Annotated in this window: 23 protein-coding genes and 1 tRNA gene; 17 read left to right on the top strand and 7 right to left on the bottom strand. The window is 65.2% G+C overall.

Translation table 11 applies throughout. The features are described from left to right. The first annotated feature begins 99 nt into the window (after positions 1-99). From QA645_RS25745 to QA645_RS25710, 8 genes are all read left to right on the top strand, one after another. Positions 100-1,035, top strand: coding sequence for a dihydrodipicolinate synthase family protein (locus QA645_RS25745; protein WP_254130797.1), 936 nt, complete (start codon positions 100-102; stop codon positions 1,033-1,035). Positions 1,036-1,062: 27 nt separating this feature from the next. Next, entirely contained in the window at positions 1,063-2,502 is a 1,440-nt protein-coding gene (locus QA645_RS25740; RefSeq protein ID WP_283044390.1) for an FAD-binding oxidoreductase, read from the top strand. Positions 2,503-2,504: 2 nt separating this feature from the next. Beyond that, a complete protein-coding gene (locus tag QA645_RS25735; RefSeq protein ID WP_283053328.1) occupies positions 2,505-3,605 on the top strand; it encodes a four-carbon acid sugar kinase family protein in 1,101 nt (366 codons plus the stop codon). Continuing rightward, a complete protein-coding gene (gene pdxA / locus QA645_RS25730; RefSeq protein ID WP_283044389.1) occupies positions 3,602-4,639 on the top strand; it encodes a 4-hydroxythreonine-4-phosphate dehydrogenase PdxA in 1,038 nt (345 codons plus the stop codon). The genes QA645_RS25735 and pdxA overlap by 4 nt, the downstream gene beginning before the upstream one ends. A gap of 13 nt (positions 4,640-4,652) precedes the next feature. Then, on the top strand, positions 4,653-5,783 hold the full coding sequence (locus QA645_RS25725) for an iron-containing alcohol dehydrogenase (protein WP_283044388.1): 1,131 nt from the start codon (positions 4,653-4,655) through the stop codon (positions 5,781-5,783). Positions 5,784-5,842: 59 nt separating this feature from the next. Beyond that, the gene (locus QA645_RS25720) at positions 5,843-6,814 is read left to right on the top strand and encodes a tripartite tricarboxylate transporter substrate binding protein (RefSeq protein ID WP_283044387.1); all 972 of its coding nucleotides are present in this window, start codon (positions 5,843-5,845) and stop codon (positions 6,812-6,814) included. A gap of 144 nt (positions 6,815-6,958) precedes the next feature. Further along, a tRNA-Gln gene (locus QA645_RS25715) sits at positions 6,959-7,032 on the top strand. A gap of 153 nt (positions 7,033-7,185) precedes the next feature. Beyond that, positions 7,186-7,560 carry a DUF1428 family protein gene (locus tag QA645_RS25710; protein ID WP_283044386.1) on the top strand — a complete coding sequence of 125 codons (375 nt, stop codon included), beginning with the start codon at positions 7,186-7,188 and terminating at the stop codon, positions 7,558-7,560. A 12-nt stretch (positions 7,561-7,572) separates the two neighbouring features. On the opposite strand, the gene QA645_RS25705 is transcribed toward QA645_RS25710, so the two are convergent. Both QA645_RS25705 and iolG read right to left on the bottom strand, forming a co-directional pair. Continuing rightward, a complete protein-coding gene (locus QA645_RS25705) occupies positions 7,573-8,355 on the bottom strand; it encodes an inositol monophosphatase family protein (protein WP_254193227.1) in 783 nt (260 codons plus the stop codon). Positions 8,356-8,357: 2 nt separating this feature from the next. Continuing rightward, on the bottom strand, positions 8,358-9,350 hold the full coding sequence (gene iolG / locus QA645_RS25700; RefSeq protein ID WP_283044385.1) for an inositol 2-dehydrogenase: 993 nt from the start codon (positions 9,348-9,350) through the stop codon (positions 8,358-8,360). A gap of 255 nt (positions 9,351-9,605) precedes the next feature. Between iolG and iolD the strand changes: the two genes are divergently transcribed. From iolD to QA645_RS25665, 7 genes are all read left to right on the top strand, one after another. Then, positions 9,606-11,447 (top strand): 3D-(3,5/4)-trihydroxycyclohexane-1,2-dione acylhydrolase (decyclizing), encoded by a 1,842-nt coding sequence (gene iolD, locus QA645_RS25695; protein WP_283044384.1) that lies wholly within the window; start codon positions 9,606-9,608, stop codon positions 11,445-11,447. A 15-nt stretch (positions 11,448-11,462) separates the two neighbouring features. Further along, complete coding sequence (iolE, locus tag QA645_RS25690) at positions 11,463-12,362, top strand: myo-inosose-2 dehydratase (RefSeq protein ID WP_283044383.1); 900 nt, start codon at positions 11,463-11,465, stop codon at positions 12,360-12,362. A gap of 240 nt (positions 12,363-12,602) precedes the next feature. Further along, positions 12,603-13,856 (top strand): ABC transporter substrate-binding protein, encoded by a 1,254-nt coding sequence (locus QA645_RS25685; RefSeq protein WP_283044382.1) that lies wholly within the window; start codon positions 12,603-12,605, stop codon positions 13,854-13,856. Between the two features lie 66 nt (positions 13,857-13,922). Further along, positions 13,923-14,786 carry a branched-chain amino acid ABC transporter permease gene (locus QA645_RS25680; RefSeq protein WP_283044381.1) on the top strand — a complete coding sequence of 288 codons (864 nt, stop codon included), beginning with the start codon at positions 13,923-13,925 and terminating at the stop codon, positions 14,784-14,786. Next, positions 14,786-15,757 carry a branched-chain amino acid ABC transporter permease gene (locus QA645_RS25675; protein ID WP_283044380.1) on the top strand — a complete coding sequence of 324 codons (972 nt, stop codon included), beginning with the start codon at positions 14,786-14,788 and terminating at the stop codon, positions 15,755-15,757. The genes QA645_RS25680 and QA645_RS25675 overlap by 1 nt, the downstream gene beginning before the upstream one ends. After that, the gene (locus QA645_RS25670) at positions 15,747-16,514 is read left to right on the top strand and encodes an ABC transporter ATP-binding protein (protein ID WP_283044379.1); all 768 of its coding nucleotides are present in this window, start codon (positions 15,747-15,749) and stop codon (positions 16,512-16,514) included. Before QA645_RS25675 ends, QA645_RS25670 begins: the two co-directional genes overlap by 11 nt. Continuing rightward, entirely contained in the window at positions 16,511-17,230 is a 720-nt protein-coding gene (locus tag QA645_RS25665; protein WP_283044378.1) for an ABC transporter ATP-binding protein, read from the top strand. Before QA645_RS25670 ends, QA645_RS25665 begins: the two co-directional genes overlap by 4 nt. Here the strand turns inward: QA645_RS25665 and QA645_RS25660 are convergent. Continuing rightward, on the bottom strand, positions 17,212-17,898 hold the full coding sequence (locus QA645_RS25660; protein WP_283044377.1) for a TetR/AcrR family transcriptional regulator: 687 nt from the start codon (positions 17,896-17,898) through the stop codon (positions 17,212-17,214). The genes QA645_RS25665 and QA645_RS25660 overlap by 19 nt on opposite strands. 89 nt (positions 17,899-17,987) lie before the next feature. Between QA645_RS25660 and QA645_RS25655 the strand changes: the two genes are divergently transcribed. Next, the gene (locus QA645_RS25655; RefSeq protein WP_283044376.1) at positions 17,988-20,276 is read left to right on the top strand and encodes an arylsulfatase; all 2,289 of its coding nucleotides are present in this window, start codon (positions 17,988-17,990) and stop codon (positions 20,274-20,276) included. Positions 20,277-20,298: 22 nt separating this feature from the next. Here QA645_RS25655 and QA645_RS25650 read toward each other — a convergent pair whose 3' ends face one another. The 4 genes from QA645_RS25650 to QA645_RS25635 form a co-directional block, all read right to left on the bottom strand. Beyond that, positions 20,299-20,604, bottom strand: coding sequence for a hypothetical protein (locus QA645_RS25650; RefSeq protein ID WP_283044375.1), 306 nt, complete (start codon positions 20,602-20,604; stop codon positions 20,299-20,301). A gap of 100 nt (positions 20,605-20,704) precedes the next feature. Continuing rightward, positions 20,705-21,283: an invasion associated locus B family protein gene (locus tag QA645_RS25645; protein WP_283044374.1), complete on the bottom strand. Its 579-nt coding sequence runs from the start codon at positions 21,281-21,283 to the stop codon at positions 20,705-20,707. A gap of 64 nt (positions 21,284-21,347) precedes the next feature. Then, on the bottom strand, positions 21,348-24,485 hold the full coding sequence (locus QA645_RS25640; RefSeq protein WP_254130816.1) for an efflux RND transporter permease subunit: 3,138 nt from the start codon (positions 24,483-24,485) through the stop codon (positions 21,348-21,350). Next, positions 24,482-25,657 (bottom strand): efflux RND transporter periplasmic adaptor subunit, encoded by a 1,176-nt coding sequence (locus QA645_RS25635; RefSeq protein WP_283044373.1) that lies wholly within the window; start codon positions 25,655-25,657, stop codon positions 24,482-24,484. Before QA645_RS25635 ends, QA645_RS25640 begins: the two co-directional genes overlap by 4 nt. Before the next feature lie 400 nt (positions 25,658-26,057). Between QA645_RS25635 and QA645_RS25630 the strand changes: the two genes are divergently transcribed. Continuing rightward, positions 26,058-26,297, top strand: coding sequence for a hypothetical protein (locus QA645_RS25630; protein ID WP_283044372.1), 240 nt, complete (start codon positions 26,058-26,060; stop codon positions 26,295-26,297). Positions 26,298-26,405 lie beyond the last annotated feature (108 nt).

The following is a 26,405-nucleotide window of genomic DNA, read 5'->3' as shown; positions in this document are numbered from 1 at the left end:
ACAGCCCTTGACGCGGCGGCAGCCTGATCTTACCAACAGGTCAGATTATAACAAATGTTCGCATTCCGAACAACATCGATCTGACGATCGGAGGAAGCTTTGTCGACATCATCGCTGCACCCCCAGCCCTTGCACCCACATGGCGTGTTCTCCGCCGCGTTGACGCCGCTCGATGCCGAGCTCGCGCCCGATCACGCGCGCTTCATCGCGCATTGCCGTTACCTGCTGGACGAAGGCTGCGATGCCATCGCGATGCTTGGCACCACGGGGGAGGCGAACTCCTTCTCGGTCTCCGAGCGCACCGCGCTGCTGGAGGCCGTGATCGCCGGCGGCATCAAGCCGAACCAGCTGCTGCCGGGAACCGGGGTTGCCGCGTTCACCGAGACCATCGCGCTGACGCGCCATGCGCTGTCGGTTGGAGTCGATACCGTGGTGATGCTGCCGCCGTTCTACTACAAGAACGTCAGCGATGACGGCGTCTATGCCGCCTACAACGAGATCATCCAGCGCATCGGCGATAAGCGCCTCAGGATCGTGCTCTATCACATCCCGCAGATGTCGATGCAGCCGATCTCGCACGCGCTGATCGAGCGGCTGCGCACGGCCTATCCGTCGACCATCGTCGGCATCAAGGATTCCTCGGGCGACTTCGCCAACATGACCGCGATGGTTGAGCGGTTCCCCGGCTTTTCGGTGCTGACCGGCGCCGACCCGTTGCTGCTGCCGCTGCTGCGCAAGGGTGGCGCAGGCTGCATTACGGCGACCTCGAACCTCATCGCGCGCGATCTCGCCTATGTCTTCAAGCATTTCCGGGACAGCGACGACGACGCCAAGCTGGCGGCTGCGCAGGCGCGCATCGTGAAGGCGCGCGAGCTGGTCTCGCGCTTCGCGCAGATGCCGTCCCTGAAGGCCCTGATGGCCGAGCGCACCGGTCACGCCGGCTGGCAGCGCCTGCGGCCGCCGCTGGAGACCTTGCCGGCAGCTCAAGTGAAAGAGCTGCTCGCGAATGCCGCGGCATTCGCGACGGCCGCCTGAGGCGGACGCGGACGGCGAGGCGATCCGATGTCCGACTCTTTCCAGGACGCGCTGACCGGGCTCGCCGCCATCGTCGGCGACAAGCACGTCATTGCGTCCGGGTCTGACCAGGAGCCCTATGTGGTGGACTGGCGCGGGCGTTATCGCGGCCGCGCGGTTGCGGTGGTGAAGCCCGGGTCGACCGCCGAGGTCGCGTCCGTGGTCAGATATTGCGCCGAGAAGCAGCTCGCGATCGTGCCGCAAGGCGGCAACACCGGGATGTGCGGGGCTGCGACGCCGGATGATGCTGCCGGCAACGTCGTGATCCGGCTGGATCGCATGCGCACCGTGCGCGATGTCAGCCCGCTCGCCAACACCATCACGGTGGAGGCCGGCTGCATCCTCGCCGAGGTGCAGAGTGCGGCCCGCGACGTCGATCGCTATTTTCCCTTGAGCCTGGGTGCCGAGGGCTCCTGCCAGATCGGCGGCAACATCTCGACCAATGCCGGCGGCACCGCCGTGCTGCGCTACGGGCCGACGCGCGATCTCGTGCTCGGCCTGGAGGTCGTGCTGCCCGACGGGCGCGTCTTCAACGGCCTGCGAGCGCTGCGCAAGGACAACACCGGCTATGCGCTCAAGCAGCTCTTCATCGGCGCGGAAGGCACGCTCGGCATCGTCACCGCGGCCGTGCTGAAACTGTTCGCGCCGCCGCGCAGCTCGGCGCTGGCGCTGTTGAAACTGCAAGGCGTCGAGCAGGCGCTCGAGATCATGGCGCGCCTGCGCGGGGCCGTCGGCGACCGGCTCGGCAGCCTCGAGATCATGTCGCGGTCCCAGATCGAGGCGATCGCCGCGACCGTACCGCACGTCACCATTCCCTTCGCGCTGGCGACACCATGGTATCTGATCGTCGAGCTGACTGACACGCTCGCGGGCGTCGACCTCAACGAGCCTCTTGCGGCGGTGCTTGCCGATGCGATGGAAGCAGGGCTCGCGGAAGACGCGATCCTGGCCTCGAACCTCGCGCAGGCGAAGGCGATCTGGGCCGTCAGGCACAGCGTGTCGGAAGGCAACAAGCGCAGCGGCTATGTGGTGTCGCACGACAGCGTGGTTCCGCTGGAGCGCCAGGCGGCCTTCGTCGCCAATGTCGAGGCCCGGATCAAGGCGGCCGTGCCGCATGCGAACGTCGTGATGCATGGCCATATCGGCGACGGCAACATCCACGTCATCGCGCTGATCGACCGTGCGCGTTGCCAGGATCCGGCCGCGACCGCGGCGCTGGTGGCTGAGATCAACGAGATCGTCGATGACGAGACTGCGGCGCAGGGCGGGGCCATCAGCGCCGAGCACGGCATCGGCATCACCAATCGCGGCCGGCTTGCTCGCGTCGCCGATCCCCTGGACATCGAGCTGATGCGCGGCATCAAGCAATTGCTCGATCCGCAGGGCTTGATGAATCCCGGCAAGATCTTTGGCGCGGGAGCGGCATGACGATGACCAGCGTCCGCCTGCTTGCCGACGATTTGACCGGCGCGCTCGACACCGCGGCGGAGTTCGTTGGCCTGTGCGGACCGTTCGATGTCATCTGGAAGGATACGGCGTCGGGTTCCCCGAGCCTCGCCATCGACAGCGGCACGAGGGAACGTTCGAAAGCCGAAAGCGTCGCGATCGTCGGCCGGCTGGCACCGCTGCTTCAGGGCAGCACGATCGCCTACAAGAAAGTGGACAGCCTGCTGCGTGGCGCATGGGCAGCCGAGCTCGGTGCCTGCCTCGGCACCGGCCACTGGACGTCCTGCGTGGTGGCGCCTGCCTTCGACTATCAGGGACGCCGCACCGTCGGTGCCCAGCAATATGCGCGCACCGTGGATGGCGACTGGCATCGCGTCGGCGACAATCTACTGGATCAGCTGAGACAGGATGGCATCGCGGCGCAGCGCGGCAACGCCGACACGCTGGCGCAAGGCGGCGTTCAGGTCTTCGACGCCGAGAGCGACGTCGATCTCGATCGCGTCGTCGAGATGGCGCGGCGAATGCCCGGGCCGGTGCTGTGGTGCGGAAGTGGCGGGCTGGCCGGTGCCCTCGCGCGTGGCCAACGCGCAGATGCACTTTCGAAATTGAAGCGCCCGGTGCTGGGCCTGTTCGGCTCGGACCAGGCCGCCACCGCCTCCCAGCTGGATGCATGTGGCGACGCCACTGTTGCGCTTGGCGAAGGTGAGGGCAGTGCTATCGTTCAACGCAAGCTGGCCGATGCCGGCGTGGCGCTGGTGAAATTCTCGCTGGCCGAAGGACTGTCGCGCGCCGACGCCGCGCAACGGATCGCGCGCGAGCTGACGGCGTTGATCACGGCGCTCGATCCGCCGGGAACCCTGATCGTTGCTGGCGGAGAGACGCTGAAGGCCGTATGCCTTGCCCTCGGCGCGCACGCGCTGCAGGTGACAGGGCGGATCGTGCCGGGCTTGCCGCGCTCGACGCTGCAAGGCGGCCGCTGGGCCGGCGTCGATGTCGTCTCGAAATCCGGAGCCTTTGGCGCGCGCGATCTCTGGCGCGATCTGCTCCGGGACAATCATTTGCTCAATCAGGGGAGTCCGACATGACCTCTCGTCATCTTGCCATCACCATGGGCGATCCCGCCGGGATCGGACCGGAGATTATCGTCAAGGCCTGTGTGGGATTGAAGGAGCGGATCGCGCGCGGCGATCTGCGCCTGCTGATCATCGGCAGCGGCGCGGCGCTGGACGGTGCGAAGGCCGCGCTCGGCAGCGACGTTGCGATCCCGCAAGTGACCGCGGATGATCGTGACTGGCCGAACCTCTGCTATTTGCAGGCCGACGCCGAGGGCGACCCGATCAAGCCAGGCGTGCTCAGCGCCGATGGCGGCCGCTTTGCCTATAAGGCGATCGAGCAGGGCGTGCGCCTGACCCAGGCAGGCCGAACCGGAGCCATCGTAACCGCGCCGCTGAACAAGGAAGCCCTCAACAAGGCCGGCTATCATTTCCCCGGCCATACCGAGATGCTGGCGCATCTCACCGGCGTGCGCGGCTCGGTGATGCTGCTCGCTCACGGCAACATGCGTGTCAGCCACGTCTCGACCCATGTCGCGCTGGAAGACGTGCCAAAACGTCTGACGCCGGAGCGGCTGCGCATGGTGATTGATCTCACCAACGATGCACTGCTGCGGCTCGGCATTGCCAAGCCCAAGATCGCGATCGCCGCGCTCAATCCGCATGCCGGCGAGGGTGGCCTGTTCGGCCGTCAGGATATCGACGTCTCGGCGCCGACGATCGCGAAGGCGGTCGCCGACGGTCTCGACGTCGTCGGTCCCGTGCCCGGCGACACCATCTTCGTCAAGCTGCGCGCCGGCCAGTACGATGCGGCGGTCGCGATGTATCACGATCAGGGGCACATTCCGGTCAAGCTGCTCGGCTTCCAGGTCGATCCCGCGACGGGCCGCTGGCAGGAACTCTCCGGCGTCAACATCACGCTGGGTCTGCCGATCATCCGCACCTCCGTCGACCACGGCACCGCCTTCGACATCGCCGGCAAGGGTATCGCGAACGAGCACAGCCTGATCGAGGCCATCGATTATGCCGAGCGGCTGTCCGCAGGCAGCACCGCATCCAAGTCCTGAGATCGAGCCCACGATGACCAACGCCTTCACGCCCATCGAAATCCTTCGCCCCACCATCCTGGAGTTTGGCAACGGCACCATCACCGCTGCAGCGCGCTTCGCCGAGCGCATCGGTGCCAGGCGGCCGCTGGTGATCTCCGATCCCTTCAACGCGCGCCGCGTCGACACGCTGGCGCTGCCGGGCGCCGTCAAAGTGTTCGGCGAGGTCAAGCCGGAGCCGGACCTGCCCAATCTCGAGAAGGCGGTCGCGATGGCGAAAGAAGCCAAGCCCGATCTCGTCGTCGGCTTCGGCGGCGGCAGCGCGATGGATCTCGCCAAGCTGGTCGCGGTGATGTGCACGTCTGAGGTGCCCTTTGCCGACATCGTCGGGCCGGAGAAGGTCGCCGGCCGCAGCGTCGCGCTGATGCAGATCCCGACCACGTCCGGTACCGGCAGCGAGGCCGGCACCCGCGCGCTGGTCACCGATCCCGTCAGCCAGAACAAGCAGGCGGTGCAGAGCCGTTTCATGCTGGCCGATATCGCCATCGTCGATCCCGATCTGACGATGACCGTGCCGAAGGAGATCACGGCTGCCACCGGCGTCGATGCGCTGGCGCATTGCGTGGAGGCCTATACCAGCCGCAAGGCGCACCCGACGATCGACCTCTATGCGCTCGAAGGCGCGCGGCTGGTCGGGCGTTATCTCAAGCGCGCGGTGGCCGATGGCGGCGATCGCGAGGCCCGTGCCGGTCTGTCGCTGGCTTCGCTCTATGGCGGCTATTGCCTGGGGCCGGTGAACACCACTGCCGGCCACGCCGTGGCCTATCCGCTCGGCACGCGTCATCACATCGCGCACGGTCTCGCCTGCGCGATGATCTTCCCGCACACGCTGGCGTTCAACATGCCGGCGGTGGAGGCGAAGACGGTCGCGGTGCTCGGAGCGCTCGGTCTGCCGGAGCAGAACGATCCGAGGCTCGCATTCGATGCGACCTACGCCTTCTGCAAGAACCTCGGTGTGGAGATGCGGCTGTCGGCGCTCGGTGTGCCAAAGGACGATCTCGGCTTGATGGCCGACGAGGCGCACGCCATTCGCCGCCTGCTCGACAACAATCCGCGCGATTTGGGACGGGATGCGATCCTCAACATGTACGAGGTCGCGTTCTAGCCATCTCCGCCGTGCGCGGCGCTCAATCAATAACATTCAAAAAAGTAGAGGAAACTTCGATGAGATCGATGTGGCTTGGTCTTGCCTCGGCAATCCTGCTGGCGATGTCGCCGGCGAGTGCGCAGGATGGTTATCCGTCCAAGCAGGTGACGGTGATCGTGCCGTTCGCCGCCGGCGGCACCGCGGACATCTTTGCGCGCATGGTGTCGAACCATCTGCAGATGAAGCTCGGCAAGCCGTTCGTGGTCGAGAATGTCGGCGGCGCCGGCTCGATCCTCGGCGTGACGCGGCTGGCGAAGTCGGCCCCCGATGGCATCACGATCGGTCTTGCCAGCACCTCGGCGCTCGCGATCAATCCGTCGCTGTACGGGCCGAAGCTCAGCTACCAGCCGGACAGGGATCTCGCGCCGGTCGCCCAGATCAGCGTCGTGCCCAACGTGCTCGTCGTCAATCCCAACAAGATCAAGGCGCGGACCGTGCCCGAGCTGATCGCCTATCTGAAGGCGAACCCGGACAAGGTCTCGTTCGGCTCGGCCGGCGTCGGCACCTCGCAGCATCTCGCAGGCGAATTGTTTCAGCAGATGACCGGCACCAAGATGGTGCACGTGCCCTACAAGGGCTCGAGCCAGATGCTGACGGACCTGTTGAGCGGCCAGATCGATCTCGCCTTCGACAACGTGCCGCTGCTGCTGCCGCAGGTGAAGACCGGCCAGCTCGCGATGCTGGCAACCGCAACGCCGAAGCGCGCCGCCTTCGATCCGGAGGTGCCCGCCGTGGCCGAATTCCTCCCCGGCTTCGAGGCGGTCGCCTGGCACGGCTTCTTCGTTCCGGCCAGCACGCCGAAGCCGATCATCGAAAAGCTCTCGGCCGAGATCCGCGCCTACATGCAGCAGCCTGAGACGGTGCAGAAGATGGCCGAGCTCGGCGCCACCGCAGTCGCCGTCGATTCCGAGCCGTTCGCCGCTTACATCGCCTCCGAGACCGAGCGGTGGAAGAAGGTGATCGAGGCCGCGAATATCAAGATGGAGTAGGGGGCGATCCATCCACCGCAGCGCTTGCCAGTCCGGGGACGAGCAGGTAGAAGGCTGCACGCCTGAGCCGTGATTTGCGCAGACCGCGCTTCCGGCCACAGTCGGACAGATCAGTAAGATATTGAATTTGTTCGACTATTCCGTTGGGGAATGGTGTAACGGTAGCACAACAGACTCTGACTCTGTTTGTCTTGGTTCGAATCCAGGTTCCCCAGCCATTCAAGGCGCCTCCCACAGGCCTGAATTGCCTCTGACCCGGCCGTCTGCCGTGCCTGGCTCGCGACGGTTTGCCTCATCCGGCCGTTGCCGTCGCCAGTCGGATCGGCGTCCGTCCGATCGTCCTCGGGACATACAACCCAAGGAGATCCGAGATGCCCTATGTCGATGGTTTCGTGCTGGCGGTGCGCAAGGACAAGATCGAGGCCTACACGGCGCTGGCCCGCACGGCTTGCGAGGTGTGGATGGAGCACGGCGCGCTCGACTATGTCGAATGCATCGGCGATGACGTGCCTTATGGCGAGCTCACATCCTTTCCGCGCGCGGTGATGGCGACGGAGGATGAGGTCGTGGTGTTCTCGTGGATCGTCTACCGCGATCGCGCGAGCCGCGATGCCGTCAACGCCAAGGTGATGGCCGATCCGCGGCTGAAGGGCTCCGACATGCCGTTCGACGGCAAGCGCATGATCTATGGCGGCTTCACGACGCTGCTGCGGGCATGTGATGAGCGGGATTCAGCGACGCAATAGACTTTGCGCCGGCTAGGAAATCCCCGTGATGTCGCTGAGCTGCGACGCCAACGCCGGCGTACAGCCCAGGATCGGATTGCCCTTGCTGATGCCGTCTCCGGCGAAGAAGTCGTTGACCCAGCCACCGGCCTCGCCGACGATCACAATGCCGGCGGCGACGTCCCAGGCGTTGATGTGCAGCTCGGCATAGGCGTCGGTGCGCCCGTTCGCGACATGACAGAGACCCAGCGTGCCTGAACTCCCGCGCTTGATCGAGCAGCCGGCGGAATAACCGCGGCCGATCATGTCGAGATAGCGCTGCGAGGGTATGCGGGCGGACCAACCCAGTTCGACATAAGCGCGGCGGATGTCATCGGCGCCTGAGACGGCGATCGGCTGCCCGTTGAGCGTCGCACCCTGGCCACGTTGCGCGACATAGAGCTCGTCCAGCGCCGGTGCCGCGACGATGCCGATCGTCGGCTCGCGGTTCAGCAGGAAGCCCATGGAGATGCACCAGTTGCGGTCGCCGCGCGCAAAGTTCGAGGTGCCGTCGATCGGATCGAGGATCCAGACCGCATCGCTGGCCTCGCCGCCGCCTTCCTCGCCGATCACGGTGTCGCCAGGGAAAAGCTCTCTGAGCCGTGCGCGCAAAAAATCCTCGACGGCGCCGTCGGCGACGGTGAGCCAATCCTGCGCCCCCTTCATCGTGACGCCGAGGCTTTCCTTGCGGCCGAAATAGTCGAGCGCCATGCGTCCCGCCTCGGCGACGAGGCCCTGCGCCGCGTAGCGCCGCAGCATGAGCTCGGCGGGGGTCATGGTCAGACGGCCTCGATGGCGACAGGGCGACCAGTCCGGGCCGATTCGGTCGCTGCGTCAGCCAGCATCTGGGCGCGCAGTCCGTCGAGACCGGTCGGAGAGGGCGCTGCCTTGCCGGCGCAAGCTTCGATGAAGGCCGCGAGTTCGACGCGATACGCGGCGGCATAGCGTTCGAGGAAGAAGTTCTGCACCGGATCGGCGCGGAAGCCTGCGCCGGTGGCGATCTCGACGGTTGTCTCGTGGATGTTGCCGGCCCTCAGCATTCCCTTCGAGCCATGCACCTCCACGCGCTGGTCGTAGCCGTAAGTGGCGCGGCGCGAATTCGAGATCTGCGCGATGCGTCCGCTCGCCGTCTTCATCAGCACCGCGGCGGTATCGACGTCGCCGGCCTCACCGATGGCCTTGTCCACCAGCGCCGAGCCGAGCGCGAAGACCTCGACCGGCTCCTCCGCCAGCAGGAAGCGCGCCATGTCGAAATCATGGATCATCATGTCGCGGAAGAGACCGCCCGAGCGTTTCACATACTCGACCGGCGGCGGTCCGGGATCGCGCGAAATGATGTTGACGATCTCGATCTCTCCGGCCTCGCCCTGGCGCAGCCGTTTCTCCAAAGCCGCGAAGTTCGGATCGAAGCGGCGATTGAAGCCGATCATCAGCGGCTTGCCTGTCTTCTCGACCGTGGCGAGACAGCGGCGAATGCGTCCCGAATCGAGGTCGACCGGCTTCTCGCAGAACACAGCCTTGCCGGCCGAGACGGCGGCCTCGATGAGGTCGGCATGCGTGTCGGTCGGCGTGCAGATCAGGATAGCGTCGATGCCGGAATCGCTCAGGATCGCGTCGGTGTCGGCCGCTTTCGCGCCTGCAGCCTGCGCCAGCGAGGACGCGGCCTCGCGCGAGGCGTCGGCCACCGCGACGAGCTTTGCATCGCCGCGCGCGGCGACATTAAGGCCGTGAATGCGCCCGATCCTGCCGGCGCCAAGAAGTCCAAACCGCATTGTCATCATCATGTCCGTCTAAGACGGAAGCGCTCCCTCAGGTGGCATATTTTGTTTGTCTTGCTTGACTATTGGATTAAGCATTCCATTCTCTGCGCCGCCTAGTCAAGGTCGGAGCGTGCGCTTCTCGATGTCGTCAACCGCGTCACGGCATCGTGTCAGATCGGACGACGACGAAGGCGCGGTCGGCGCGATGATGGAACAATTTCCGCCAGCTTGCCCAAGCCGGGTGGCGCGGTTGAGTGGGAGCGAGTAATGGCGACGATCGGGCTGACCATGGCGCAGGCGCTCGTCGCCGCGATGGCTGCGCAGCGAACGGTGATCGACGGGCAGGATCAGCCGCTCTTCGCCGGCGTCTGGGCGATCTTCGGGCATGGCAATGTCGCTGGCCTCGGCGAGGCGCTGTATGCCGCGCGCGACCGTCTGCCGACCTTGCGTGCGCACAACGAGCAGGCGATGGCGCATGCCGCGATCGCGTTCGCCAAGGCGTCACGCCGCCGGCGCATGATGGCGGTCACGAGCTCGATCGGGCCAGGCGCGACCAACATGGTGACGGCCGCAGCGGTCGCTCACGTCAATCGCCTGCCGGTGCTGCTGCTGCCGGGCGATGTCTTCGCCGGCCGTCGCCCCGATCCCGTGCTGCAGCAGATCGAGGATTTTGGTGACGGGACTGTCTCCGCCAATGACTGCTTCCGGCCGGTCTCGCGCTATTTCGACCGCATCACCCGGCCCGAGCAGATCATGCCCGCCTTCGAGCGTGCGATGCAGGTCCTGACGGATCCTGCCGAATGTGGGCCCGTGACGCTCGCGCTCTGCCAGGACGTGCAGACGGAAGCCTTCGACTATCCCGACTGGTTCTTCGCCGAACGCGTCTGGCATCCCCGCCGGGCGCGGGCCGACGAGACGCAAATGGCGCAGGCCGCAGCGCTGCTCAAAGCCGCGAAACGCCCGCTCGTCGTCGCCGGCGGTGGCGTTCTCTACAGCGAGGCGGAAGGCGAACTCGCAGCCTTCTGCACAGCGCACGGCATCCCGGTGGCGGAAACGCAGGCCGGCAAGAGCGCGCTGCCTCACGACCATCCGCTCAATCTCGGCGCGATCGGCGTGACCGGCACGGGCGCGGCCAACGATGCGGCGCGGCAGGCCGATCTCGTCCTTGCGATCGGCACGCGCTTGCAGGATTTCACCACAGGCTCGCGCTCGCTCTTCGCCGATCCGGCCTGCCGGATTGTCGGTCTCAATACGCAGCCCTTTGATGCCGGCAAACACCGTGCGCAGCCACTCGTCGCCGATGCCAAGGTCGGCCTGGCGGAGCTTGGCGCCGCACTTCAGGGCTGGGCGGCGCCTGCCGGTTGGACCGGCCAGGCCAAAAGCGGCCGCACGGCTTGGCTCGAAACGGCAGCGCGCTACCTAGCTGCCGGCAACGAAGCCTTGCCGAGCGATGCGCAGGTCATCGGTGCCGTTCAGCGTCGGAGCCGGCCCAGCGATGTCGTGCTTTGCGCGGCCGGTGGCTTGCCTGGCGAGCTGCACAAGCTCTGGCAGGCGAGCGCGCCCGGCGGCTACCACATGGAATACGGCTATTCCTGCATGGGCTACGAGATCGCCGGCGGTCTTGGCGTCAAGCTCGCCGATCCCGCGCGCGACGTCATCGTGATGGTCGGCGACGGCTCTTATCTGATGATGAACTCCGAGATCGCGACGTCGGTGATGCTCGGTGTCAAGCTCATCATCGTCGTGCTCGACAACCGCGGCTTCGGCTGCATCAACCGGCTCCAGAACGCGACCGGCGGTGCCCCCTTCAACAACCTCCTGCGCGACGCCCGTCACGAGACGCTGCCCGCGATCGATTTCGCAGCCCACGCCGCCGCGATGGGGGCGAACGCGCGCAAGGTCGCGAGCATTGGTGAGTTGGAAGCGGCCTTCGACGAGGCGCGCCGCCATGATCGGACCAGCATCATCGTGATCGATACCGACCCGATGCCCTCGACCGATGCCGGCGGCCATTGGTGGGACGTGGCGGTGCCGGAGGTTTCGGGACGCACCGAGGTCGAAGCCGCAAGGCGCAACTATGTCGAGGCGCTCGTGCGCCGCAAATACTGATCAAGCGAGGACGACATGCCTATCCGTATCGGCGCCAACCCCATCGGCTGGTCGAACGACGATCTGCAGGAGATCGGCGGCGAGACGTCGCTCGAGACCTGCCTCGCCGAAGCGCGCGAGGCGGGCTTCGAGGGCATGGAGCTGGGCCACAAATTTCCGCGCGAGCCGGGAGCGCTAAAGGCCGCGCTCGCGCCGTTCGGCATGGCCTGCATATCCGGCTGGTATTCGGCCGAACTTTTGCGGCGCGATGCCGATGAGGAGATGCGGCACCTGCGTCCGCACCTCGATCTGCTGAAGGCGATGGGATCGACCGTGTTGGTCTTCGCCGAGACCTCGAATGCGATCCATGGCGATCGCAGCAAGCCGCTATCGCAGCGTCCGGTCATGAAGGCGGGCGACTGGGCGGAGTTCGGCCGCCGCATGACGGATGTCGCGGAGCGTACGCTCGCCGAGGGCGTCAGGCTGGTCTACCATCATCACATCGGCACCATCGTGGAAAGCGCCGATGATATCGACGCCTTCATGGCGGCGACTGGTGATGCTGCTCATCTCCTGCTCGACACCGGTCACGCCACGTGGGGCGGCGCCGACCCGGCCGCGCTGGCCCGGCGCTATCGCGCCCGCATCAGCCATGTCCACGCCAAGGACGTGCGCCGGGCGGTGATGGAGCAGGCGCGCCGCGAGGATTGGAGTTTTCTCGATGCGGTGCTGGGGCGGGGCGGCGATCTCGGCGTCTACACAGTCCCCGGCGACGGCATGATCGATTATCCCTCGGTCTTCCGCGAGCTGCTAGGCTATTCCGGTTGGGTTGTCGTTGAGGCGGAGCAGGATCCGCAGAAGGCGCACCCGCTGACCTATGCCAGGAAGGGGATCGCCCATCTGAAGACGAGCTTGAAGGAGGCCGGGCTCACCTAGGTAGCAGGCGCGCCGCAGCAGTTGTTTCGCGTGCAATAGACGACGCCAGATAGAGCGCGCGCCTTCCGGGCCCGCGTCATCGGTGCTTCCTTGTGCAACATCGTCGCAATCCGTTTCACCTTGCCGGTACTCCGCTGGCATGCCATCCTCTCGCCGCCAGGAATAATCAAACGGAAGCGGGCGCCCGCCACAGCTTCCAAAAAACCTTGGTTGGGGAAACCCTTTGGGAGGTCTGATTTCATGACATTGAAGCACGTCACGGGGCTGCTTTGCGCGGCCGCGATGTCCCTTGTGCTCGCGGCCGGCGTGCGCGCCGAGGACAAGGTGGTCAAGATCGGCGTCATCATGCCGATGTCCGGCGGCACCGCCTCGATCGGCGCGCATGCCAAGGCGGCCATCGAAGTCGCCATGGACATCATCAACAACGCACATCCCGAGCTCGGCAATCTGCCGCTGGCCAAGAACGCCGGCCTTGCCGGCCTCGGCGGCGCCAAGATCGAGGCGGTCTTCGCCGACAACCAGGGCAACCCGGCGACGGGACAGAACCAGGCGCTGCGCCTGATCACGGAAGACAAGGTCGCGGCCGTGTTCGGCTCGTATCAGTCCGGCGTGACGCTGACATCGAGCGCCATCGCCGAGAAATACGGCGTTCCCTTCCTCAATTCGGAATCGGTAGCCGCCAATCTCACCGAGCGCGGCTTCAAATGGTTTTTCCGGACTACGCCGATCGCGACGGATTTCGCCAAGATCTACGTTGATTTCCTCGCCGACCTGAAGGCGACCGGCGCCAAGACCGACGCGATCGCGCTGGTCCACGACAACACCGAATACGGCACCTCGGTCGCCAATACGATCAGCGCCGCCTTCAAGGAGAAGGGGCAGCCGGTCGCGCTCGACGTCGCCTATCCCGTCAATGCCACCGACGTACAGGGCCAGGTGCTCCAGCTCAAGGACAAGAAGCCCGACGTGATCATCATGATCAGCTACACGTCGGATGCGATCCTGTTCGCCAAGACCATGCAGTCGCTCGACTACAAGCCGGCGATCCTGCTCGCCGACGACGCCGGCTATTCCGACCCGTCCTTCATCAAGGCGGTCGGCAAGATCTCGCAGGGCGTCTTCAACCGCTCGTCCTGGGTCGTTGGGCCGCAGGGCTCGGCGTCGGCCGTCATCGCTGACATGTACAAGAAGAAGAGCGGCGAGGAGATGGACGACACGGTCGCTCGCCAGATGCAGGGCTTCTTCGTGCTCGCCGACGCCATCGACCGCGCCGGCTCGACCGATCCGGCAAAGGTCCAGGCTGCGTTGAAGGCGACGGAGCTGAAGGCCGATCAGCTCATGATCGGCTACAAGGGCGTGAAGTTCGACGACAAGGGCCAGAACATCCTGGCGTCCGGCGCCATCATCCAGCTTCAGGACGGCGAGAACTACGTCTCCGTGTGGCCTAAAGCCAATGCCGAGAAGCCGCCGGTGCTGCCGTACAAGGGCTGGTGAAATTGCTGAAGGCGGGGCCGAAAGCCCCGCCTGTCCCAAACTGATTTGATCAGAGCAACGCGGCTCATGTCCTTTGTCCTCGTGCAGGTGATTGTCGGCGGGCTGCTGCTCGGCGCCGTCTACGCCCTGTTTTCGTCAGGCCTCACGCTGGTATGGGGCATGATGAACATCGTCAATTTCGCGCATGGCGATTTCGTCATGCTCGGCATGTATGTCGCCTATGTCGTCTACACCCTGATGGGCGGCGGACCGATCCTGGGTGCGCCGCTCGCAACGCTGGTGCTCGCAACCGTCGGCGTCGTCGTCTACTTCGCCCTGATCCGCGACATCATGAAGGGGCCGATGCTGGCGCAGATCCTCGGCACCTTCGGCCTCGCGCTGCTGCTGCGCTATTCCGTGTTCTGGTGGTTCGGCGCCAACTTCCTGTCGATGCCGCCGAACATCGTCGGTGGTACCTATGCGTTTGCGGGTCTGCGCATCGAGGCCTCGCGGCTGCTGGCCGGTGTGGTCGCGCTGCTGGTGACGCTCGGTCTGCATCTGCTGCTGACCCGCACCTCGCTCGGCTCGAAGATGCTGGCGGTGGCGGAGGACCAGACCGCGGCGCAGCTGATGGGGATCAGGCCCGACACCATGCAGGCGATCGCCTGGGCGATCGCGGCCGGTGCCACCGGCCTTGCCGGCGCGCTGATCGCGAACTTCTTCTACATCGTACCGACAGTCGGCGAGACGCTCAGCATCGTTGCCTTCGTCACGGTCTCGCTTGGCGGCTTCGGCAGCGTGCCCGGCGCGCTGGTTGCGGGCCTGTTGATCGGCGTGATCGAGTCACTGTCGGGCTATCTGATCGGCGCGGTGTACAAGGACATTGTCGTCTATGTCCTGTTCCTGTTCTTCCTCTGGTTCCGGCCACAGGGCCTGATGGGGAAGATGTGATGCGGCGCCTGATCTGGCTCTCGGTCGTCGTCGCGGCTGCGATCAGCTATCCGCTGCTGTTGTCCTCGCCGTTCCAGCAGCGCCTTGGCGCGCTGGTGCTGCTCTACGCGATCGCGGCGTCGGCCTGGAATATCGTCGGCGGCTATGCCGGCCAGGTCTCGGTCGGCCATGTCGTGTTCTTCGGCTGCGGGGCCTATGCCGCGATGGGGTCCTACGCCAAGTTCGGATTGTCGCCGTTGCTTGGAATTCCGGGCGGCATTGTCATTGCGGTCGCGCTTGCCGCGATCGTCGGCGTGCCGACGCTACGGCTGTCGGGCCATTACTTCAGCATGGCGACAATCGCCGTCGCCGAGACCATGCGGTTGATCGTCACCAACACCGATTGGCTGGGAGCGGCGGTCGGCCTCTCGGGCCCGACCGTGCCGCGCAACATCTTCGATCTCTCGTTCCTGTCGTCGCTGCCGTACTACTATCTCTTCCTCGTCATCCTCGCGATCACGCTGTTCATCACCTGGTGGATGACCAACAGCCGGATGGGATTTTACCTGCGTGCGATCAAGGATTCCGAACGCGCCGCGCGCTCGCTCGGTGCACCCGCCAGCCGCACCAAGCTTTACGCCTACATGCTGAGTGCGGCATTCACCAGCGTCGCCGGCGCGCTCTATGCGATGATGTTCGGCTTTGTCGATCCCGAGTCAGGCCTCGGCATCCTGATCTCGGTGAAAATCCTGATCATGGCAGCACTCGGCGGGGCAGGGCTGCTGTTCGGGCCATTGGTGGGCGCGGCGATCCTGGTGCCGCTGGAGGAGATTTCCAATAGCTGGCTTGGCGGCAAGGGGGCGGGCCTCACCTTCGTGGTCTATGGCGCGATCATCGTGCTGATCGCGCGCTTCCAGCCCGGTGGCCTGCTCAGCCTGTTCACGCGGCGCAGGAAGCCAACATCCGACACGGGAGCAAGCCATGCTCCTTGAAGCACGCGGAATCACCAAAGCGTTCGGCAGCTTCAAGGCGGTGGACGACGCCTCCGTCACCTTGGAGCAGGGCGACATTCTCGGCCTGATCGGCCCGAACGGCGCAGGCAAGTCCACCTTCTTCAATTGCCTGACCGGCGATCTCAAGACCACTTCCGGCCGCGTCCTGTTCGAGGGGCGCGATATCACCGACGCCACGCCGGAGTTGCGTGCCGGGCTCGGGCTTGCCCGCACCTTCCAGGTGCCGCAGACCTTTGAAGGCATGACGGTGCTGGAAAACGTCATGATCGGTGCATTCCTGCGCACCGCGCAGCGCAAGGAAGCCGAGACCAAGGCGCGTGCCGTGCTGGAGCGCGTGGGCATGAGCCGGCTTGCGGATGCACCGGCGCGCTCGCTCGGCACGCCGGGCCGCAAGCGGCTGGAGATCGCCCGCGCTCTTGCGACCGAGCCAAAGGTGTTGCTGCTCGATGAGGCCATGGCCGGCCTCAACGCCCATGAGGTGAAGCTTGCGATCGATCTCGTCCGCGACATCCATCGGTCCGGCATCACGCTCGTCATCGTCGAGCACATCATGGAAGTGATCATGTCGCTCGCGAGCCGGGTGATGGTGTTTCACCAGGGCAAGGAGATTGCCCGCGGCTCGCCGCGCGAGGTCACCTCGAACCCGGCCGTGATCGAGGCCTATCTCGGCAAACGCGCGGCGAAGGCGGCCGCCGGCCACACGCCGGTCGAGCTGTTGGGCGGGCCGGACCTATGAGCGGACCGTTGCTCAGGATCGAGCACCTCGAGGTGCGCTATGGCGACCTCATCGGCGTCTCCGACGTCTCTCTGGAGGTGCCTGAGGGCAGCGTCGTCGCGCTACTCGGCTCCAATGGCGGCGGCAAGACCACGACACTGAACGCGATCGCCGGCCTCATCCCCGTGCATTCCGGCACGATCAGCTTTCGCGGCGAGGACATCGCCGGCGAGAGGGCCTTCGCGATCGTGCGCAAGGGGCTGGCGCTGTCGCCGGAGGGCTGGCGGCTGTTCGTGCAGCAGAGCGTCGAGAACAACCTCATGCTCGGCGCGACTCCGCTGCACGACAGATCGCGCCAGGCCGAACTGCTTGAACGCGTCTACGAGATCTTCCCGCGGCTGAAGGAACGCCGCAACCAGCGTGCCGGCACCATGTCCGGCGGCGAGCGGCAGATGCTGGCGGTCGGCCGGGCGCTGATGAGCGACCCGAAGCTGTTGATGCTGGACGAGCCATCGCTTGGCCTTGCGCCGGCGGTGGTCGAGTCCATGTACGAAACGTTTGGTCGCCTGCATCGCGAAGGCCTGACCATCCTGCTCGCCGAGCAATCGATCGAGCTCGCACTGGAAGTCTCCGACTTCGCCACCGTCCTCCAGGTCGGCAAGAGCGTGCTGTCCGGTACCGCCGCGGCATTGGCCGAGGACCCGCAGGTGCAGAAGGCTTATTTGGGCGTGGACTGATCGATCTCTGCCTGCAGCAGCAGCAACAGGCAGCCTGCAAGCCGCGTCTCGATCTCTTTTGACCGAAGCGACAGCGGTCCGGGATCGTTGAGGATCGCGTTCACCAGCGTGCCCAGCACCACCTGGAAGCCGAACGCGATGGCGCGGGTCTTGGCGGCCGCGCGGCCCTTGCCCATGGCCGGCAGCAGGAGAGGGGTGGCACGCGCGGTGGTGGCCTTGGCCAGTGCCTTGAATGGCGTCCATTTGTCCGGACGAGTGTCGTCATGCTGCAGCGCTGCACGCAGCACGCCCTCGTGGTGGCGCATCCAGCCGATGATGCCGCTGACGACGATATGGCAGAGCTTGTCGAGATTGGTCTCGGGCGACGGCCGCCTGATTTCGCCGAGCCGCTGCTCGCCGTCGCGTGCGGCGAGCGCCATCAGCGCGTTGAAATAGGCCTCCTTGCTCTCGAAGCGGCTGTAGAAGGCGCCGACCGTGGCGTCGACTTCAGTGCAGAGCGCCTCGATCGAGAGCTCGGCCAGGCTTCGCGTCCGCAGCATATCGGCGCCGGCCCGCAGCAGCGCCAGCGTCGTCTCGCGGCTGCGTCTCTGGCGTGACGGGGCGACGCCCGGCAGGTCGAAATCGCGGGAGCCAGGCGCCTCGGAAAATGGTCGCGTTCGTGCTTGCATCCGCCCCAGATCATAATCATAATTCTGATTATAATTTAGATTGAGACGAGCTGCGGGTCAACCGCGATGGCCGGGACAGGGAGCAACAGATGAGCGCAGGCAGTGGCGCGCCGTTTCGCGGCACCGTCGGCAAGACGGTTGCGGAGTCGAAACCCTGGTGGCCGGAGGCCGTGAAGCCGCCCGCGGGCGCGCCGAACATTCTCGTCGTGCTGTTCGACGATGTCGGCTTCTCCGACTTCGGCTGCTACGGCTCGAGCATCAAGACGCCGACCATCGATCGGCTCGCTGCGGAGGGGCTGCGCTACTCGGGCTTCCACACCACCGCGATGTGCTCGACGACGCGCGCCGCGCTGCTCACCGGGCGCAATCATCATTCGGTCGGCGTCGGGTGCCTCGCCAATTTCGACTCCGGTTATCCCGGCTATCGCGGCAAGATCGCGCGCGAGGCGGGGACGCTTGCCGAAATGCTGCGCGTGCACGGCTATCGCAATTACATGGTCGGAAAATGGCACGTCACGCCGCTGACCGAGAGCGGGGCGACCGGCCCATTCGACGGCTGGCCGCTGGGGCGCGGCTTCGACCGCTTCTACGGCTTTCTCGACGCCGAGACCGACCAATATGCGCCCGAGCTCGTCTCCGACAACACGCACATCGATCCTCCCGGCACCTACGCCGACGGCTATCATCTGACCGAGGACCTGATCGACCAGGCGATCCGCTTCATCGGCGATCACCATGCCGACCGGCCCGATATCCCCTGGCTGACCTGGGTCGCACTCGGCGCCTGTCATGCGCCGCATCAGGCGCCGGCCGACATCATCCGCAGCTACGATCCCGAATTCGTTCACGGCTGGGATGTCGAGCGCGAGCGGCGGCTGGCGCGCCAGAAGGCGATGGGACTGGTGCCGCAGGAGACGCGGATGCCTGATCGCAATGACGGCGTGAAGGCCTGGGAGGATCACTCCATCGACGAGCGTCGTGTGTTCACGCGGCTACAGGCGGCCTTCGCCGGCATGCTTGACCATTCCGACCGGCATCTCGCGCGCCTTGTTTCGTTCCTGGAGACGGCTGACATTCGCGACAACACGGTCATCATCGTGATGTCCGACAACGGCGCGAGCCAGGAGGGCGGCCCGCTCGGTTTCGTCAACGCGATGGGGCCGTTCAATTTCAAGCCGGAGCCGATTCCCGAGAAGCTCGCCCGCATCGACGAGATCGGCGGACTCGACACCCACAGCAATTTCCCGCATGGCTGGGCCATGGCCTCCAACACGCCGCTGCGCCGCTACAAGCAGAACACCCATGGCGGCGGCATCCGCGATCCCTTCGTCATCAACTGGCCGAAACGGATTGCAGCCAGAGGCGAGCTGCGGCACCAGTTCGTGCACGCCTGCGACCTGACGCCGACGCTGCTCGAGTTGATCGGGATCGGCGCGCCATCCGAGATCGCCGGCTGCCCGCAGATGCCGCTCGAAGGCGAGAGCTTTGCGCGCTCGATCACGGATGCGTCCGCGCCTTCAAAAAGCTCGCCGCAATATTTCGAGATGTTCGGCCATCGCGGGCTCTGGCAAGGCGGCTGGAAGGCGGTCGCCTACCATCCGCCCGGCACGCCGTTCGAGAAAGACAAATGGGAGCTGTTCCATCTCGACCGCGATTTCTCCGAGACCGACGATCTTGCGACGAAAGAGCCTGAGCGGCTGGCGCAGATGATCGCGACATGGTGGGGCGAGGCCGAGAAGCATAATGTGCTGCCGCTCGACGACCGTTTCGGGCCGCGCTTTGCCGAGAACGCCGCGCGCTTCCACGGCGCGCGCCACCACTTCGTCTTCCACCACGGCATGGGCCACGTGCCGACCGACGTCGCGCCCGATGTGCGCAGCCGCAGCTACACGATCGAGGCGCATGTCGAGATCGGCGACGTGGGCTCTGATGGCGTGCTGATCTCGCATGGCGATGCGACGTCGGGCTACAGCCTTTATGTCAAGGACGGCCATCTCGTGCACGACCTCAACATCGGCGGCAGCCATCAGATCGTGCGCTCCGACCGCCAGGTTCGCTCCGGTGCGCGTCGGCTGGGCGTTCATGTCGAGCGTCTCGTCCGCACGGAGCCGCCCGCCAAGGGCTCGCGCACCGGTGTCACCGACTACACGCTGTTGATCGATGGCGAGAAGGCCGGCTCGCTGCAGACCCAGCTCGGATTCCATACGCTGATCTCGTGGTCGGGCCTCGACATCGGCCGCGACCGCGGCAGCCCGGTGTCGCACTACGAGGCGCCGTTCGAGTTTGAGGGAAAGCTGCTGCGCGTCACCGTCACCATGCACAACGACCAGACGCTCGACGGCGAGGCCGTCGGCAATGCGCAGATGGCGCGGCAGTAAGCGCGACGCCGCAGACGGGTCGCTACGGCTTGGTTGGGGGCGGCTGCAGCGGTCCAATCGCGAAAGGGGCGTCCATGTTGCGTTCGCGCGTCGTGCGAATGCGCTTCACATCGGAGGTGGACGACGATTTGCCGGCATTGGGCGTCTGCGAGAAATTGCCGTCGGTCTGGTCGTTGCGTGGCCGCACCCTCGCATCATGGACGGTCGGCTCGGCCGTTGGCGTCGGCGGCGACTGCAATTGGGCCTGTGCGCATGTGGCGGCGCCGATCACCCCAATGATGGTGATCAAGAGAGCAAGCCGATCGAGGCCCGACTTTTCTCGCGTCATGCTCCACCGCCGTTGCCGGGACATCCGGCTGCGGCACCAGCGTAATCCAGCACGGGCGGCTCGGGAAGCCGCCCGGTGCAAGCCACCGACGTCGGCGGACCTACTTGATCTTGTCGTAAGCGGCCGCAAAGTCGTTCAGCGGCATCGGGATCGCGATCGTTTCCTTCGCCATGTTCTGGAAGGAGACCTTCAATTGCTTGCCCGACTTCAGGCTCGCAAGCAGGTCGGGCGCGATCGGCGTCGAGGCGTAGCAGCCGCGGTTCTCGCAGGTCTGGATCTGGAGATCGACCGTCTTGCCCTCGTCGACCTGAAGCTTGGCGCCGATCGGCAGGTTGAGGCCGAGCGGCAGCTGGAGCAGGGCGACCGGCGTGCGGGTATCGGGCGCGATGCGGATGTTGATCAGGACGATGGTCTGGCCGGTCTTGGTCAGGACCGCGTTCTGCTCGATCGCGCATTCGAGCGGCGCGTCGCGGCTCGCGCTGGTGCAGCGTGCGATCCAGCCGGGCTGCGCCGGAGCGCCTTCAGCGGCCTGCGGCTGGGTCGGTGCGGGCGAGGGCGCCGCCTGCGCGGCCGGGGTTGGGGACGCTGCGTTCTTCTTGGCGCCCTGCTGGGCATACGCGGCACCCGTGGACAACAGGGCAGCGGCGGCGAGAGCGACAAGTCTGGATTGCATGGGCATGGCGAGACCGCGTTGGCGTGAACCGAGGGCCTCGCTGTAGCGTCGCGGAAGCCGCGGCGCAAGCTTACTCGGCGGCTTCCTTGACGGTGCCGTGCCCGGTCGCCTCGTGCCCGTCGTCCTCGGCCGAGTGGCTCTTGAACAGGTTCGAGAACTTGTCGAGATAGAGATAGACGACCGGGGTGGTGAACAGCGTCAGCGCCTGGCTGACGATCAGGCCGCCGACCATGGCGTAGCCGAGCGGCTGGCGGATCTCGGCGCCGGTGCCGTGGCCGAGCATCAGCGGCACGCCGCCGAGCAGCGCTGCCATCGTGGTCATCATGATCGGGCGGAAGCGCAGCAGCGCGGCCTGGCGGATCGATTGCTCCGGCGTCTTGCCGTCGCGTTCGGCGGCGATGGCGAAGTCGACCATCATGATGCCGTTCTTCTTCACGATGCCGATCAGCAGGATGACGCCGATCAAGGCAATGAGGCTGAACTCGAAGCCGGCCGCCATCAGGATCGCGAGCGCACCGACGCCGGCCGAGGGCAGGGTCGACAGAATCGTGATCGGGTGGATGTAGCTCTCGTAGAGGATGCCGAGGATCAGATAGACCACGACCAGCGCCGCGAGGATCAGGAGCGGAACGGTGCCGAGCGATTGCTGGAACGCCTGCGCCGTGCCCTGGAAGCTCGAATTCAGCGTTGCCGGCGCGCCCATGTCGGCCATCGCCTTCTGGACGGCTTCGGTAGCCTGGCCGAGCGCAACGCCCTGCGCGAGGTTGAAGCTGATCGTGATCGCCGGGAACTGGCCCTGATGGCTGATCGAGAGCGACCGGACCGGATCGGTGGTCCAGGTCGCAAAGGTCGACAGCGGCACCTGGTCGCCGGTCAGCGGCGATTTCAGATAGAGCTTGTTCAGCGAATCCAGATTGCCCTGCATCTCCGGCAGGATTTCCAGGATCACGTGATAGCTGTTGAGCTGCGTGAAGTACTGCGCGACCTGGCGCTGGCCGAACGCATCATACAGCGTGTCGTCGATCAGCTGCGGCTGGATGCCGTAGCGCGAGGCGGTGTCGCGGTTGATCTTGAGCTGGACCGTGGTGCCCTGGGTCTGCTGGTCGGTCGCGACGTCGCGCAACTCCGGCAGCGTCTGCATCTTGGCGAGAATCTTCGGCGCCCACGAATTGAGCTCGCCGAGATCGGCGTCCTGCAGGGTGAACTCGAACTGCGTACGTGTCGGACGGCCACCGAGGCGGACATCCTGGGCGGCCTGCATATAAAGGCGGGCGCCGGACACCTTCTCGAGCTTGGGACGCAGCCGCGCGATGATCTGTTGCGCGGATGCGTCGCGCTCGTTGCGCGGCTTCAGCGTGATGAACATGTTGCCGTTATTGCCGGCGCGGCCGCTGCCGCCGATGTTCATTGCCACCGATGCGATATCGTGATCCTCCATCACGATCTTGCCGAGCTCGACCTGACGGCGCTGCATTTCGGCGAAGGAGATGTCCTGGGAGGCTTCCGAGGTCGCGGTGATCAGGCCGACGTCCTGTTGCGGGAAGAAGCCCTTCGGGATCAGGATGAAGAGATAGACCGACAGACCGAGCGTGGCGAAGAAGATGACGAGCGTGGTGCGCCGCCAGGCCATGGCGTGGTCGAGCACGTATTCATACCCGCGCAGCAGAGCGTCGAACGCGTTCTCGCTCCACTGGTAGAACTTGCCGTGGGTGACCTCGCTGTGGGAACGCAGGAAGCGCGAGGCCATCATCGGGGTCAGGGTCAGCGACACGAACATCGAGACGAAGATCGTCATCGCCAGCACGACCGCGAACTCGCGGAACAGGCGTCCGATGATGCCGCCCATCAGCAGCAGCGGGATCAGCACCGCGACCAGCGAGATCGAGATCGACACGATGGTGAAGCCGATTTCCTTGGAACCCCTGAAGGCGGCGGCGAGCGGCTTCTCGCCTTCCTCGATGTAGCGCGTGATGTTCTCGAGCATCACGATGGCGTCGTCGACGACGAAGCCGACCGCGATGGTGAGGGCCATCAGCGACAGATTGTCGAGCGAATAGCCGAACACCCACATCAGCGCACAGGCGCCTAACAGCGCCAGTGGAACCGTGATGGTCGGAATCACCGTGGCCCAGAAGCTGCGCAGGAAGACGAAGATGACCATGACCACAAGCGCAATGGTCAGGAGCAGCGTGAACTGCACGTCCTCGACCGCGGCGCGGATGGTGGTGGTGCGGTCGCTGATGACCTCGATCTTGACCGCGGGCGGGATCGCCGCGACGAGGCGGGGCAGGGTCGCCTTGATCCGGTCGACGGTCTCGATGACGTTGGCGCCCGGCTGCTTGAACACGACCAGGAACACGCCGCGTTTGCCGTTGGCCCAGGCCGCCTGCTTGGCGTCTTCAGGACCGGTCACCGCCTGACCGATGTCCTTGATTCGCAGGGGACCGCCGTTGCGATAGGCGATAATGACGTCGTTCCAGTCCTTGGACTGCAACAATTGGTCGTTGGCGTAGATCGTGTAGGCGCGCTTCTCACCGTCGATATTGCCCTTGGGGCTGTCGACAGTGGTGATGCCGATTGCGCTACGCACATCCTCGAGCGACAGGCCCTTGGCCACGAGTTTCGCCGGATCGATCTGGACGCGAACCGAAGGCTTCTGCTGGCCGCCGATGAACACCTGCGCCACGCCGGAGATCTGGCTGATCTGCTGGGCGAGCTGGGCGTCAATCGAATCGCTGACGGTGGTCAGCGGCAGCGTGTCCGACGTCGCCGACAGCAGCAGGATCGGCGAGTCCGCCGGGTTCACCTTGCGGTAGGTCGGCGGCGAGGGCAGGTTCTTCGGCAACTGGCCGCTGGCGGCGTTGATGGCGCCCTGCACGTCGTTGGCGGCGCCGTCGATGCTGCGGTTGAGGTCGAACTGGATGGTGATCGACGCCGTGCCCAGATAGCTCGTCGAGGTCATCTGCGCGATGCCGGGAATCTGGGCGAACTGGCGCTCCAGCGGCTGCGCGACCGACGAGGCCATCGTCTCCGGGCTGCCGCCCGGCAGATTGGCCGTGATCTGGATGGTCGGAAAGTCCACCTGCGGCAGCGGTGCGACCGGCAGCAGCGGATAGGCGACGAGACCGACAAAAAGAATGCCGGCCATCAGCAACGATGTGCCGATGGGATAACGGATGAAAGGTGCCGAAATCCCGCCTTCGGTCATTCCTGCTGAACCTTGCTTTTCTGAACCGGATCCGAACTCGCCACGGCCGTCGAAACGAGGCTGCCGGGCTGCACCTTATACTGACCGCCGGTGATGACTTGCTGACCGGGGCTCAAACCTTCCTCGACGACCGAACTTCCGTCGATGGAGTAGTTCACCTTGATCTTGCGTGCCTCGGCCTTGTTGTCCTGGCCGACGGTATAAGCGTAGAGGCCGTTGGTCGAATGCAGCACCGCGTCATCGGGGACGATGGTCGCATCCTTCAGGGTCCGCACCAACAGGCGTGTCGACACCGATTGCCCCGGCCACAGCGTGTGTTCCTTGTTGTCGAACACCGCCTTGAGCCGAATAGTCCCGCTGGTCGTATCAACCTGGTTGTTGATGACGGCGAGCTTGCCCTCGGCCAGCGTCTTCTTGCCGTCGGTGGTGAACGCGATCACCTTGAGCTCGCCGGACTTCTGGCCCTCGCTGATATAAGGCAGCTGGTCTTCCGGCGCGGTGAAGATCACCGTGATCGGCTCAACCTGGGCGATGGTGACGACGCCGGTCTGGCTCGAGGCGTTGACGATGTTGCCGAGGTCGACCTGGCGCAGGCCGGCGACGCCGGTGATCGGCGACTTGACCTGGGTGTAGTCGAGCTGGGTCTGGGCGTTGGCGATCGCGGCTTCGTCGGCGGCGATCTGGGCGGTGAGCTGGGCAACGGTGGAGCGTTGCGTATCGGTCTGTTGCCGCGTCGCGAATTCACCGAGCTTGGTGTAGCGCTGCAGATCGAGATTGGCGTTGGCGAGATTGGCCTCGTCCTGCGATTTTTTGGCCTTGGCCTGATCGAGGGCGGCCTGGAACGGGCGCGGATCGATCTCGACCAGGAGATCGCCTTGGTTGACCATTTGACCTTCGGTGAAGGCGATCTTGTCGATCTGGCCGTCCACCCGGGTCCGGACTTGTACGGTGTTGAAGCCCTGCACCGTGCCGAGGCCGGTCAGGTAGACCGGGAAGTCCGCCTTCTGGACCGGCGCAACGCTGACGGGGACGGCGGGCGCGCGCGGCGGGCCCTTCTGCGCGGTCTGGGCTTTCCCGGCCTCAGCCGCCGAGTAACGCTGCCAGCCGTAATAGCCGCCACCGGCCACAGCTGCGATGATGACAATCCACAGGATCGGCCGTGACTTTTTCATATCTATTTGTATCGGCTTGTATGCCCAAAGGAACGACTTCAGCGCCAGCAACAAGTTCCCGGCGCTGTTGTATAATACACGCCAAGTTCCAGTGTAAACAGCACTATCGGATGGGAATCCTAAACAATTGGAAAGCTTTGCACCCCGTAGGCAACCGGGTGGCGAAGCGGTGTGCAGTGCTGCATTTTCCCGATGCGAACCGACAAAGTGCAAAAGTTGGGCAGTGCTCGCGGACCGCGTGAGCGGCCAACCATGCGCGCGTGGCGTTGCGCGCGGCTGGCCGCATCGTCGATGTTTCGGATTGATCGCAGTTAGGATGGTTCTAAACCGGCGGCATGCCGTTGCGGTTGTCAGGAAAATCAGTGTCGTTCATATCGGCCCGCCACAACGGGAGCACATGATGGACGAGCTGAACGGCAAGCTGATCGCGTGTCAGATCTTGATCACGGGGTTGATCGCGCGCGTCGCCAACGAGCAGCGTGATCCCTTGCGCTTCCTCACCGACTTTCGCGACGAGATCAAAGCCGTCGTCAACGGCATCAACATCGCCGGCATGGACAACACCGATCGTGTGCGCGCGACCGCGCAGCGCACCATCGACGAATTGTTCTCGTTGATGAAGCCGCCGAGCAGTGACTGACGGCTGCGCAAAATGATGCGCGACGACAAGTGCTGCTGTTTCCGATTGCTTCAATATGTCGCGCGACATTTCATCGTTTCGGATTCGAAATTTTAGAATCGATTTGAA

Source organism: Bradyrhizobium sp. CIAT3101 (assembly GCF_029714945.1).
Lineage (GTDB): Bacteria > Pseudomonadota > Alphaproteobacteria > Rhizobiales > Xanthobacteraceae > Bradyrhizobium.
Note: the sequence above shows the minus strand (reverse complement) of the source record. Positions and strands in the feature narration are given on the sequence as shown.